Origin of the sequence: Sphingobacterium lactis (genome assembly GCF_011046555.1) — a bacterium.
In the GTDB taxonomy this organism is placed as follows: Bacteria; Bacteroidota; Bacteroidia; order Sphingobacteriales; family Sphingobacteriaceae; genus Sphingobacterium; species Sphingobacterium lactis.
Genome location: NZ_CP049246.1, coordinates 2266587 through 2279978 on the forward strand (window position 1 = coordinate 2266587; position 13392 = coordinate 2279978).

General features: G+C 42.1%; 12 protein-coding genes and 2 tRNA genes. 5 read left to right on the plus strand and 9 right to left on the minus strand.

The features are described 5' to 3' along the window. Positions 1–42 precede the first annotated feature (42 nt). The 3 genes from G6N79_RS09935 to G6N79_RS09940 form a co-directional block, all read right to left on the minus strand. Positions 43–558, minus strand: a complete 516-nt coding sequence (locus G6N79_RS09935) for a GNAT family N-acetyltransferase (protein WP_103907178.1) — start codon at positions 556–558, stop codon at positions 43–45. Positions 559–691: 133 nt separating this feature from the next. After that, positions 692–814, minus strand: a complete 123-nt coding sequence (locus tag G6N79_RS17700) for a hypothetical protein (protein ID WP_262508102.1) — start codon at positions 812–814, stop codon at positions 692–694. A 258-nt stretch (positions 815–1072) separates the two neighbouring features. Then, positions 1073–1146, minus strand: a tRNA-Arg gene (locus G6N79_RS09940). Between the two features lie 286 nt (positions 1147–1432). Here G6N79_RS09940 and G6N79_RS09945 point away from each other — a divergent pair. Continuing rightward, positions 1433–1517, plus strand: a tRNA-Ser gene (locus tag G6N79_RS09945). Positions 1518–1713: 196 nt separating this feature from the next. On the opposite strand, the gene G6N79_RS09950 is transcribed toward G6N79_RS09945, so the two are convergent. From G6N79_RS09950 to G6N79_RS09975, 6 genes are all read right to left on the minus strand, one after another. Continuing rightward, a complete protein-coding gene (locus G6N79_RS09950; RefSeq protein WP_103907179.1) occupies positions 1714–3450 on the minus strand; it encodes a hypothetical protein in 1737 nt (578 codons plus the stop codon). 21 nt (positions 3451–3471) lie between these two features. Further along, complete coding sequence (locus tag G6N79_RS09955; protein WP_103907274.1) at positions 3472–3654, minus strand: hypothetical protein; 183 nt, start codon at positions 3652–3654, stop codon at positions 3472–3474. Positions 3655–4216: 562 nt separating this feature from the next. Beyond that, positions 4217–5956: a hypothetical protein gene (locus tag G6N79_RS09960; protein ID WP_103907180.1), complete on the minus strand. Its 1740-nt coding sequence runs from the start codon at positions 5954–5956 to the stop codon at positions 4217–4219. Positions 5957–6048: 92 nt separating this feature from the next. Next, entirely contained in the window at positions 6049–6231 is a 183-nt protein-coding gene (locus G6N79_RS09965; protein ID WP_103907181.1) for a hypothetical protein, read from the minus strand. 340 nt (positions 6232–6571) lie between these two features. Next, a complete protein-coding gene (locus G6N79_RS09970; RefSeq protein ID WP_103907182.1) occupies positions 6572–8305 on the minus strand; it encodes a hypothetical protein in 1734 nt (577 codons plus the stop codon). 41 nt (positions 8306–8346) lie between these two features. Next, on the minus strand, positions 8347–8529 hold the full coding sequence (locus tag G6N79_RS09975) for a hypothetical protein (protein ID WP_103907183.1): 183 nt from the start codon (positions 8527–8529) through the stop codon (positions 8347–8349). A 367-nt stretch (positions 8530–8896) separates the two neighbouring features. Here G6N79_RS09975 and G6N79_RS09980 point away from each other — a divergent pair, with 367 nt between their 5' ends. Genes G6N79_RS09980 through G6N79_RS09995 form a run of 4 tightly spaced genes read left to right on the plus strand, consistent with a single transcriptional unit; the run spans position 8897 to position 13354 of the window. After that, positions 8897–9892, plus strand: a complete 996-nt coding sequence (locus G6N79_RS09980; protein ID WP_262508103.1) for an NAD(P)H-dependent glycerol-3-phosphate dehydrogenase — start codon at positions 8897–8899, stop codon at positions 9890–9892. After that, positions 9892–10788, plus strand: coding sequence for an oxygen-dependent coproporphyrinogen oxidase (gene hemF / locus G6N79_RS09985; protein WP_103907185.1), 897 nt, complete (start codon positions 9892–9894; stop codon positions 10786–10788). Before G6N79_RS09980 ends, hemF begins: the two co-directional genes overlap by 1 nt. A gap of 21 nt (positions 10789–10809) precedes the next feature. Next, on the plus strand, positions 10810–12066 hold the full coding sequence (locus G6N79_RS09990) for a M16 family metallopeptidase (RefSeq protein ID WP_103907275.1): 1257 nt from the start codon (positions 10810–10812) through the stop codon (positions 12064–12066). After that, complete coding sequence (locus G6N79_RS09995; RefSeq protein WP_103907186.1) at positions 12056–13354, plus strand: M16 family metallopeptidase; 1299 nt, start codon at positions 12056–12058, stop codon at positions 13352–13354. Before G6N79_RS09990 ends, G6N79_RS09995 begins: the two co-directional genes overlap by 11 nt. The last annotated feature ends 38 nt before the right edge of the window (positions 13355–13392 follow it).

The window sequence follows — 13392 nt, forward strand, 5'->3', positions numbered from 1 at the left end:
AAGTTAAGCATTATCAAAGTGGATACCATGGCTTAGCGCAAATCATGCTTTTCTTTGCAGCTTGTATATTAGGCTCTTCTCCAAGCCCGGGAAGTCATCCAGGTAGCCGACATGGTCAAACCGACATTTCTCCAGAACATGGATCGAAGGCTTGTTCGCTGGCCGGACAATGGCAAATATCTCGGGTTTATTCAACGTATTGAACCCATAGGTAATGGCGTTATTCGCTAATTCGGTCGCAAAACCCTTTCCCCAGGCGGCTGTATCCAACCGGTACCCAAGATTCAGCCGATCTTCCAAGATATACTTCTTCCAGGACAGTCCACCAAAACCAATTGTACGGTCAGGGAATTCCTTTGTTTTAATCTTCCAGAGGCCAAAATCATGGATATCCCAATGGGATAATATTTCGGGAAAGATCGTGTTCGCACGTTCATAACTCATGCCACCGTAGGGGTTGAACGCATTGGTCTCAGGATCGCCATAGATTTCATAAAACCGTTGAAAATCAGCAGCTGTAGGCTGTTCAAGAATTAAACGCTCCGTAGTTAGTGTCATGAAATGAAAGTTTTGTGGCCGTATAAGTAACGAAAGGTGTGCGGTTAAATTGTGTAGGGGGGAGGGGAATAAGAATTAGCCTAGACGATATCCACCTAGCATAAAAGTTTGGGTAATATGAAGATTGCCATTTTTATTCCGGTATTTCCGCTTCGGGTATATTGACGTAGAAATATTGCCAAGCGAAATAGATGGCAAGGATAAGGATAATGACGACGGCGATTAATATTAACGTCTTTCTAAGCTTAACATCCATGAGTTCCTGATTTTATGTGATCGAATAAAAATCCCAAACCTTCCTTAACTTCTTCCGTGGTTTTCCAAAAGGCAGAATACAGAATGTACACCAATATGACGGCCAGAATAATGATAATTAGCCATACCAATGTTCCGTTGAATTTTTTGTCCTCTAGCATAAGAGATTTTGTGTTGATCCAATAAATGAACACATGAGTTGACAAAAAGTTAGGCATAAAAAAAGCCTTCCAAGAACTTGAAAGGCTTCAAAAAGAAGTACGCCAATTAGGGTTCGAACCTAAGACCTACGGTTTAGAAAACCGTTGCTCTATCCAGCTGAGCTATTGGCGCTTGATTTTGTTATGCAAAAGTAGGCTTTTGGAGTTTAAAAGCAAAATAAATTATCTATTTTTTGGGTACATCGGAATAACTAATTGCAATACAAGTACATATTTTTTGCAAATTTCAAAATAGGATAAAATGCTATCCTATATGATGCAGAAAATGCAGTTTTGGTTTTTCAATATGAGGCTATAAAGAATTAAAAATCAGTTTCTTTGCGCTTTAGGGCTGTTTTCGAGGTATACTATTTTCACTTTTAATTTGGAGATCAACACAGATTTTGTACTTTTGTCGCGGAGAGTTGGCAGAGTGGTCGAATGCGGCGGTCTTGAAAACCGTTAACTGTCACAGGTTCGGGGGTTCGAATCCCTCACTCTCCGCTGAAAAAGCTTCTATCGAAAGATTGAAGCTTTTTTCGTAAATCAGCAATCCTTTTCCTTTCATTTGGTAATTTGACTATATGTTGTGCTTCGTAGGGATCAAGATTACGCTTCACTTTACCCACCTTCCCGAAAAAAAGAAGGCAACCCTTTCGGGCTGCCAACTCATGTATAGGGGTTTTCAAATATGGACGAACTAATTTTTACGTACGCAACGCACCGACGTATAGATTCCTGAAAGTCCAGGTGCTGGTGTTACGATTAAGGACGGAACCGTGGTGTAATTCATTACAGCAAACATGGTTGGTGTTTTTGTCCGCCAATACCCTTTGGTTGACGCATAACTTAGTGAAGAAGGGAAGAACTGCAGAATCGGCCCTTCAAAGATCGATCTGTAACCTACCGGTACAAATTCCAATAGCTCATCGCGGTAGAATGGCCAGCCCTGTACGGCATCATCTGAAGTGAATTCCACATCCCAGTTGTTGTTGAGATCTCGATAGATTTCCTTATTGGTATGTGCTGCTAATTCCTCAAATTGAGCAACAGTAGGGAGGTCCCAGGTATCTTCGGGGTACACCAGTTCACAGATATTCTTTCCCCGATCGACATCGTAAATATCGTCTGTAAAATAATCTGTATAAGGAATTACCAATCCTTCAAATAGCGGGTTGTCAAATCGGAAGAAATATTCACTGATGCCTGTAATGCTGCCAGGGCCATCAGCATCACGGTATATATTTCCGCGCGCCCAATATGTTGTTCCGATACGGATTGCCGATTCGATGATCTTAATGGAAACGAGGTACGATTTTCCTGCTTCCGGTGTAAAAGCTGGAAAGGAGAAGGATTTGTTGTACACTCCTCGAATTATGGATTCCTCTTCGCCGGTAATTTCATCCAACCTATTTGTCTGTGCACGAATAGTATCTGTCGTAATGGTCAGAGCAACAGGGGAAGTACCATTTACAGGGCTAAAAAAAGCAAATCGGTGCTTTGAATTTGGAATGGTAACAGAGTCTGTCCCAACCGGAACACGATAACTCCTTCCGTGATTATTGTAGACCGATAATCCCGATAAATCGCTGGAGAAATTCAGCAACGTACTATCTTTTAGGCGGAAATTTGCTTTCTGCATGCCGTTATTGCTTTCAAATCGAGGCGTTGCCATGGTAATTCCAGAAAAAATTCCCCGGCTGTTATATTCAATGACGAAGCGTGCCGTTTTACGGGTGAAGACGATGTCGGAAATGAGATTCGGTTGGCTATCGTCCATATTGGTGGTGATGACACCTGTAGCATAACCGAAATCCTGACGCAACACATCATTGTTCCCTGATGGCATGATCGGAATTATTCCGGTAGCATCATTATAGGCTGGGATTTCGCCTTCGCTGTTATAGGTATACGCATACCAACGATATTTTTTTCCTCTATCGGCTGCGATTGCCAATTTATTGGAACCTATTGTTCCCTCAGCCTGATCATGTATCGTTGTTGGGTTTCCACTTTCATCTGCATTGTACAGTACAACGCGGTATTTGGTATCTTCAACTAAGGTGGAAACGAACCGTTCAGCGCTATTTTCGCCCGAGGAACGAGCGGCAACACTGCTCCTGATCCCCGTCCTTGGGTTTTGCATCAGGTCGTCTGTTGTCTCGGTTATGGTCATTTGGGCGTCCAATTGACCAAGTTTAACTCGTTTACTGGCAATAATGCGTGGCCCTTTTGCCCTACGGGCACTGGTGCTCAATTTTTTTTCGGATTGATCATCTCTGCTTGCCATGCCCTGCACGGAAAAGGAAATTTTACTGTTGCCAGTCCCTGCAATTGTTCCGCGTGCGTCCGACGCTGCGGTATCCTTCCGGCAGGAGTAGAATGTCATCGTTGCGAACAAGGCAAGTAGGGAGATAATTTGTATATGTTTCTTCATGTGCTGTGAATTGTCTGTTGATTAAATTTCAAAATCCTTGTAATGGTTATCGGGGGTATCATACCAATCTTCCATCAGGGGTTCATTATCTGCTCCACCGGTTTCAATGTTAATGGAACCAGCAGCAATGGATTCCTCCATTTCAATGAGGGCGACCGTCAGCATTGGAGCGATATAGGTCTTTTTTGATTTGGTTTGTTTCATAATCACTTTCATTTAGGAAGGTTTTAACCTTATATTTTTCATATGTTTTCACCAAAATTATCCCTTAAGAAAATAGTGTTGAAATAAATAGGTGTTTATAACAGGTAATGCGGCAAAAAATTCAGCATAGTGATTTTGATTTCTTCGCATTGGTAAAAAAAGGAGGTTAAGGATTGTTTTTGTTAATTGAAATGTGAGAAGGGATGGAAAATTTGTGAATTATTTGGAAAATACTGATGGTTTTTGGTATGATTATAATGGTTAAGCAATTTCAAGTTTTTCAAAACAATGATTTTAGGGCTCAAAATGCTTTATTTAGAGAGAATATTCTGGATAGTGGGTAATTCTACGTTATTTATTGCATGTTCCCGTAGGGGAATATTAATTTTTGGCGTATTCAGAATTAAATTTTTGTTAAACATCTATTGGTATCGGTGATAGAAAGTGGGAGAGAGGCATTCCACTTTTACTTGATTTTCGTTATAGTTTAGGGAAAATTGGTGGTAAAATGGAAATTATTAAGAAGCTACACAGCACTTGATGGGTGCTGTGTAGATTTGAATTATTTTTTACGGATGCACCTTACAGAAACTCTTCTGTTCGGTTGTCTAATATCAAAGCTGATGATGTCTTGCTGGTTATGGGTATGTTGTAGCAGGGCAATTCCGTTATCGGTACTTTTGTACCACATAAAACCGAATGTCAGATAGAAAAAATCGGTGTGCTGGAAATAGGATGCACTTATGGTAATGCCAGGTTCCTTAATTCCCATGGGTGCAATAATCAATCGGTCTGAAGGATAGGATGGAGGGCCAAGTACGGGCACATCGGGATTTACCCGTATATACCAACTCTGCAATCCATCTTCCAGCACTTCTTTATTGGTATAATTTATCAATTCTTCATATTCCGCACGACTGGGAAGATCCCATAACCCTTGTGGATACATTGCTTCGCAGACATTTAATCCATTCGGCAAGTATAATTCCGATCCTAGGATATATTCTGAAAAGGGGATGGTATTTGGCTTGTACATGATATTATCATACCGAATCTGGTATTTTGAGGAGGTATCGTTTGGAAATGCAGAATTGGTATAAATATATGTGTTTCCACGTGCCCATTGTGTCGTGCCGATTGGAATGGGTGATTCCAATAACTTAATGGAGATGAAGTAGCTCTTTCCTTCCGTAGCGACGAAATCTGGAATTTCAAAGACATTATTCCGGAAGCTACGTTGGACTTCCTTGGGCTGAAGTTCTTCGTCCAGTAGTTGGGAAGTTACCATCAAGGTGTCGAGACTAATTTTTAGCTGAATTGGGGTGACCCCATCGGTTGGAACATAGAAGGTTTGTCGTACTTTGGTGTTTGGAATAACCACCGTATCTACACCCATTGGGACAGGGATGCTTACACTTTGATCATTCACGGATTCCAATCCTGCCGTATGTGTGGTGAAGTTTGTGTATTTACCAGTTTTAAAGTTGAAATTTCCCTGTTGATTTTGGCCGGATCCATCGGACAATCGTGCCTTGGCCGAGATGATCTGAGCAAAAAGACCTTTCGTATTATATTCGATGACCATCCTCGCTGTCTTTCGTGTAAGAATAATCGAGCGGATAATGTTCGGCTTTGTTTGATCTGGAAAGGTATTCAGGACATCAGTGGCGAAGGCAAAATCTTTTCGATAGGCATTGATGTCACCCGATGGAACAATGGGTAGTTCATCAAATCCGCCGAACGGTGGTATAGGAGATTTGCTGTTAAAGGTATAGGCATACCATCGATACTCCTTTCCTGCATAGGCTTGGATCTTAAGTGGTTCTGGCCCTACGACACCTTCTACTTCATCGTGAAGCGTGGTCGGATTGCCGTGGCCATCTGTATTGAAGAGCAAAATTTTGTATTTGGTTCCAGTAGCGAGTGTACTAAAGTCCTGTGCCTTTATTCCAGGGTGGGTAGCTTTTGATGCTGAAGCTGTTAATTGATAGTGTACAGGCAATTCATGGATGCTGAGCATGGCATCTATGCCGTTCAAGGATACGATTCTGGATTCAATGGGAGCCTGTTGATCATTATTCGTTGATAAGGCATCTGGGGATTTTGCCATGCTGCCCTTACTACGGCCATCAATGCTATTGGATAGCCCTTTAATTTCGAAAGTTATTTTCGTGTCCCCAATACCGGCATGCGTTTTTTCCTCCTCCTTAACTTTTGCCTCCTTTTTGCAGGAATTAAAAAGTAGGAATAGGGAAAAACATAGTATTATGCTGATAGAATATGTTGTTGATTTAGAATACATGATGAATTAAATTTTGAGGTTCTTGTTAAGTATTCCAGGTGATTGTAATGATTTGTCTTCCCAAATGTTCGGGTCATCTGGGTTTGAAGCAGCTAGAGATCTACATCTTTGTATCGATCGTCATTGGCATCCTCCCAATCATTTACAAATAAATCCTGATCGGTTCCACCCGTATCTATTGTGACAGATCCAGCCATAATAGATTCTTCAAGTACAATGAATAGGGATTCTATCTTCGGTGTACTGTACTTGATGTTGTTTTTTGGTTCTTTCATAACTTACTAGTATTTAATTACTTGTTTTGGATATGATTAGCGAATCAAAGCTACTGCAATAAATACCTGAAATTCGAAAAAAACAGTCTTGATAATTGGTAAAACTACTTGATTTTCAGAATTTTATGTTTGTTTTCGTTAAATCGAGAACGATAATTGGAATTCACCATTCTGCTTTAATTTATTTTAATATGCGTTAAGGTTGTTTGTTATATGCGGAGAAATTAGTGCGGGTCGGGCAGATTCCGGGTAGGTGAGTACGAAAAAATCCCCGTTCCTAAGAACGAGGATTCCCCATAGTAAATAAATGCACGGATTTATTTGGTCTTGTCAGGTGATATTATTGTCTTCTTACGCAACGGACCGGCGCGTAAGTGTAAGAATTTCGGCTTACATTTTGAATGATTTGGGCCTGAGGATTATTTGAATATAAGAATTGTGCGAATGTTCCCATGGTCCTAGTTCTGTAATATCCTACAGTAGAGGGATAATTCGTACTGTTTGGGTAGTAATCATAGACATATCCCTGCAGAGTCGTTTGGTAACCAACGGGTACAAAATCAAGGAATCCATTTGGATAGGATGGAGCACCCTGAGCTGGAACGGTAGGGATTACGCGTAAAAACCAGCTGTTTCGTAATACTATTACAGATTTGTTGGTATAAGCGGCCAGATCTCTAAAATCCTGTTGCGTTGGTAAATCCCATGTGTCACGTGGATAGATCAATCGGCAGATATTTCGTCCATCTACTACATCATAGATATCATCTGTAAAATAATCGGTGAACGGTACGACATACCTGGATTCGTATAATGGGTTATCGAACCGAATCATATATTCATTGAATCCTTCTGGTGTAACAAGTCCATCGCCATCGCGCCACGTATTCCCGCGCGCCCATTTGGTATTTCCAACAACAATGGGTGATTCGATCAATTTTAGTGAAATCCGATAGATTTTTCCGGGTTCCGGTACAAAAGATGGGAAAGGGAAAGATTTATCGAAGAAATCGCGAGCTGAATTTAGCTCCAATCCATCGCTTGCCTTAACCTGGATGCCAAGTAGTTTGATCGTATCGGCAGAAACGACCAAAGAACTTGCGGTCTGCCCATCTGCAGGACTGTAAAATTTAAATCGCCACTTGGTGTTTGGGGTGACTACAGAGTCGACTCCCACGGATACATTATCTCTATCCGACGTATAATTCTTTATCGATCCTCCAGGTAAATCGCTGGAAAAAGCAGTATGTGTACTGTCCAGTAATCTAAATTCGGTTCTAAATACGCCACTGTTGCTCTTGATCATTGGACTGAATCCTCTCAACTGCGAAAACATCCCTTTGCTGTTCACTTCGACTTCGAATAAAGCAGTCTTTCGGGTGAAAACGATCCGCGTTATATTATTATCTTCAGTTTCTGATGTGGTAATGAGGCCGGATGCATAAGCAAAATCTTGCCTGCCCGATTGACTGTCTCCCGAAGGTAGGACAGGAACGGTACCCGATGTAGCATTGAATGCCGGAATAGTTGAAGTGTTGTTGTAGGTATAAGCATACCATCTGTATTTGCGATCCGCATCGGCTTGGATCTGTAGGCTGGTATTTCCCACCGTTCCTTCGGCTTGCGCGTGGACAGTTGTTGGGTTGCCCTGAGCATCCGTATTGAAAAGCACGATACGGTAAGTTCTGCCCTGACGTATGTTTTCAGTATTCCTAATAGCGGAGGGTGCTCCTGAGCTGTGCTTGGATCGGCTGTCGACCGTCTTCCTTCCGGATCCGGTAGTGTTCTTTTCCGAGATGGTTACTAGGTAATCCATATCCCCAACACTGACAATTTTGCTATTTGCCAAGATTACCTCACCGCCTGAGGTGACTCCCTTTGATGACTTCGCAGGTGCCTCCTTTGAACTTTCTATCCCATCAATGATAAAGGCAATTTTGCTATCGCCTTTTCCAGCTGTGATAATTGTCTCAGTAACTGATTCTTTGGTATCCTTGTTACAGGCACCCAGAAATATCGTTAAACTAAGGACGCCAAATTTTAGGTATGTTTTTAAGATGTTGTTCTTTCCCATTTGCTTTGTTGTTTATGAGTTGATAATTGGAATGAAATCGGTTATAGGTCAAAATTTTTATATTTATCCTCTTCCGAATCTTCCCATTCTTCAATTAGGGGGTTATCGCCCAATCCACCTGCCTCTACGGTGATGGATCCAGCGGCAATGCTTTCTTCAAGTTTGATGATGGTCCACAAAACTTCTGGGGAAACGTAGGTTTCCTGTAAATTTAAATTTTTCATTTCGACGTTTTTAAACAGCTAGACGCTTGTATGTTTTTCAAAAAATATGAACAAAAGTATACCATCGAAAATTCATAATATTAACTTAATGTATTGATAATAGGAATTTTTAAGAAAATTTCTTAAAACAAACAATATAGAGTTGAAATGCGTTAGGATGTTACCAATTGTTGATTACAGAATGTAATTTGAATCGTAACATAACGAATAGCCGAGTTAGGAACCTCAACACTAGAAAGGTAATCCGGCTCAGGATTGCAATCTTTTGCAAATCCCATCCGATGCTGTAAAAACGCTGTTAAAACACTATCCTATTCGCTTCAATATTGGTATCTTTGTTTCTTATAACCATTAAAGGAGGGGTAATTTGATACATATTGGTGTAATCGGTAGTGGAAGTTGGGCTACTGCAATGATAAAGATGTTAACGGATAACGCCATCGAGAAGCAGATTCATTGGTGGGTCCGTAAAGAGGAAGATATTGATTACATAAAGCAGTATCGCCACAATCCATCTTATTTAAGTGCCGTAGAAATAAAATTGGAGAAAGTTCAATTGGTGGCCGAGGTGAAAGCAGTTTTTGCCGCATCGGATATCATCATTCTTAATACACCAGCTGCCTATTTGGAGGATGCCCTTAAGGACTTAACACCAGAAGATTTTAAAGGAAAGCTCATGGTTTCCGCCATAAAGGGGATCGTACCATCCATAAAATTGATTGTCGGTGAATATTTGAACCGCAAATTTGATGTTGGCTTGGGTGACACCGTCGTAATTGGTGGGCCGTGCCATGCTGAAGAAGTTTCCTTGGAAAAACTTTCCTACCTGACTTTTGCCTCAAAGAATACCGCAAATGCCGCAACGGTCGAACAATATTTCCAGAGTCATTACATCAAGACCGTTGAATCCAATGACCTATTGGGGGTGGAATATGGCGCCGTATTGAAAAATATCTATGCCTTGGCTGGTGGTATCTGCCACGGTTTGGGGTATGGAGATAATTTTCAAGCCGTTCTGATTTCAAACGCCATACGGGAGATGGAATATTTTGTAAATGCAATCGATCCGCAACCCAGGGAAATCAATAAGTCCGCTTATTTGGGTGACCTCTTGGTTACGGCATATTCCCAGTTCAGTAGAAATAGAACTTTCGGGACAATGATCGGAAAGGGCTACAGTGTCAAGTCAGCGCAATTGGAGATGAACATGGTGGCGGAAGGCTACTTTGCGTCAGATTGCATCCAGGATATTATTCTTCAGCATCAATTGGAGATGCCCATTTGCAATACCGTCTACAACATATTATACAAACAGGAACCGGCCGCATCTGCGGTTCGTAAATTGACCGATAAACTAACATAATGATAAGCAAGGAAATCATTGCCGAAAAATATAAGGAAATCCAGGATGAGATAACACAAGCCCTGGAAAAATTGGATGGGAAAGCGACCTTCCAAGAAGAATTATGGGAACGTGAAGGTGGAGGAGGGGGAAGGACCCGTGTCATTCAGCATGGAAATATCCTGGAAAAGGGTGGCGTAAATTTCTCTGCAGTACATGGACAGTTGCCTGCGCCCATTAAAAAAGCGTTTGGTGTGGAAGAAGACGAGTTTTTCGCTACAGGAGTATCTATCGTTATTCACCCCAACAATCCATGGGTACCCATTATTCACATGAATATCCGGTATTTTGAGCTCAATTCGGAGATCCGTTGGTTCGGAGGTGGGATTGATCTGACGCCGCATTATATCCAACAAGAAGATGCCCAGTATTTCCATAGGGAGCTTAAAGCTGTATGTGATCGCTATAAGGATAGTTTCTACACCGATTTTAAAGCATGGGCCGATAACTATTTCTTCATTAAGCACCGGGAGGAAACACGTGGGATCGGCGGTATCTTTTATGATAAGTTGACCCCCGAGAAAGCAGGCGTTTCCGAAGAGGAAATCTTCAACTTCTCCTGCGACCTGGGTCGATTATTTCCGAAAGTATATTCGGAATTGGTCAACCGGAATCGGGATAAAGCCTATTCCGAGCGCGAGAAGAATTGGCAATTATTGCGTCGTGGCCGTTATGTTGAGTTTAACCTGGTCTATGATGCAGGAACAAAATTCGGTTTGGAGACCAATGGCCGAATTGAATCCATTTTGATGAGTTTGCCGGAACAGGCGAATTGGTTCTATAATTTCCAGGTCGAGCCAGGCTCCTTGGAGGAGGAAACCCTATCCTTATTGAAGAAGGGCGTAAATTGGGTTTAGTCTTTTACCTTAGAACACTACATGATAAAATTTGAAAGATTCACTCTTGCAAATGGACTTCGCTTTTTAGTACACGAAGATCCACATAGCCCGATGGCCTGCATGAACATCCTATATGATGTCGGCGCGAGAGATGAACAGGAGGATAAAACGGGATTTGCGCACCTTTTTGAGCATTTGATGTTCAGTGGGTCGATGAATATCCCGAACTATGATCAACCCCTGCAGCGGGTTGGCGGTGAGAACAATGCGTTCACCTCAAACGATATCACCAATTATTACATCACCTTGCCCGCCAATAACTTGGAAACAGCATTTTGGTTGGAATCTGATCGCATGATGGGTTTAGCCTTTAATGAACAGGGTTTGGAGGTGCAACGAAATGTTGTGATCGAAGAGTTTAAACAACGCTATCTGAACCAGCCTTATGGTGATGTGTGGCTTAAATTGCGCGAATTGGCGTATAAGGTCCATCCCTATAAGTGGGCGACCATTGGCAAGGAGATCAAGCATATCGAAGATGCGAAGATGGAAGATGTCAAGGCGTTCTTTGCGAAATTCTATCGGCCGAACAATGCCATAGTAACCATTGCGGGGCATGTGAAATTGGAGGAGGTGAAGGATTTGGCAGAAAAATGGTTCGGCGATATCCCTAGTGGCGAGCCTAATCTACGTTCTCTTCCTGTTGAGCCTGCGCAGACAGAAGCTCGTTTGAAACATGTCCATGCCGATGTTCCTGTGGATGCCCTGTATATCGCCTTTCATTCCGTGGATCGTTTGCACCCGGATTACCAGACCATCGATCTGATTACAGACATCTTGGCCAGAGGAACATCCGCACGATTGTACCGACGATTGGTCAAAGATCAGCAGTTATTCAGCGAGATCAATGCCTATGTGGTGGGAAGTTTAGATCAGAACCTGGTCGTAGTCGAAGGTAAACCTATTGAAGGCGTGTCTTTGGAAGATGCCGAAAAGGCAATCTGGAAAGAGCTGGATACACTCAGCAAAGAGGAAGTCTCCAGGGAGGAACTGACCAAGGTAAAGAACAAGATCGAATCGACATTGGTTTTCGCAGAGTTGTCCATTTTGGATAAAGCCATGAATCTAGGATACTATGAGTTGTTGGGCGATGCGGAACTGTACAATCAAGAAGTTGATAATTATTTAAAGATCAATGAATGGGATATTATGCGTGTGGCAAAGGAAACTTTCCAGCACACAAACTCCTCAACATTATATTACCATGCCAAAGAAAGGGTAGAAGATGCTAAATAGAAAAGAAGCTCCTGCACTGCATGGGATCGATATTATGCAGATCGAAAGACCGGAAGAATTGATTTTCGCCAATGGATTGCGTGTATTTGTGTTCCGCGCTCCGGAACAGGAACTCATCAAGGCTGAATTTGTGTTCAACAATATCTTCGGACAACCTGAGAATCCAGTAAGGAATACCGCATTGAGTTCGATGCTGAAGGAAGGGACACCAACCTATAACAGCGCGCAGATTGCCGAAAAGATCGATTTTTATGGGGCATACCTGGTGCCTGAGTTTAGTTTTGACCAAAATGCACTGACGTTATATACGCTCAAGAAGCATGTGGATGCCGTTTTGCCGATTGTATTCGATGTGCTGAATAATAGCATAGTCCCGCAGCAGGAACTTGATACCTATATTCGGAACAATAGGCAGAGCCTGCAAATCTCCTTGGAGAAAACAGACTTTATAGCTCGCCGAACATTTTATAAGGGTATATTCGGGGAAACCCGCTACGGACAGTATGTTACGGATGAACTCCTTAAAAATTTAGAGCGTGAAGATATTCTACGCCTGTACAAACAACAGATCCAGCCAACCAATGCAACCCTCTTTCTGTCGGGTAATATTACGGAAGAAGTAATGCATTCTTTCCGAACCTACTTTGAAGAGCAATGGCAAGTTGAATCAACAATCGAAACAACACTTTATATTCCACAGAATTCTCCAGCAACGGGATTGGTATACACCGCCAAAGCTGGCGCCTTACAATCCTCCATCCGCATGGGGAAATTGGGGATCCAGAGATCACATGTAGATTATCCTGCCCTGCAATTCACCAATACCTTATTCGGCGGGTTCTTTGGTTCGCGATTGATGAGCAATATCCGTGAGGATAAGGGATACACCTACAGTATCGGTTCCATGGTGGCGAATTTAAACCATGCCGGATTTATCTCGGTGGTAACAGATGTCGGTGCTCAACATACTGAAGATACCCTACATCAGATTGCCTTGGAGTCCACACGCCTGCAACAAGAGAAAGTTAAGGAAGCTGAACTTGAATTGGTACGGAATTATATGCTGGGCGGTATGCTGGGGAGTTTGGAATCAATCTTTTCCCATGTTGACAAATTCAAATCCGTTTATTTCTCGGGGTTAACCCTGGATTATTACGATTATTATGCACAGGTAGTTCAACATATCCAAGCGGATCAAGTGATGGATATGGCGCAGAAATACCTTGGGACAGAGGATATGCTAAAAGTTGTGGTGGGCAAAATGTCCCACGAGCAACTCGAAGGGTAGATTTAGCATTAATGACATAAGAAAGCGGGGTTGAACAC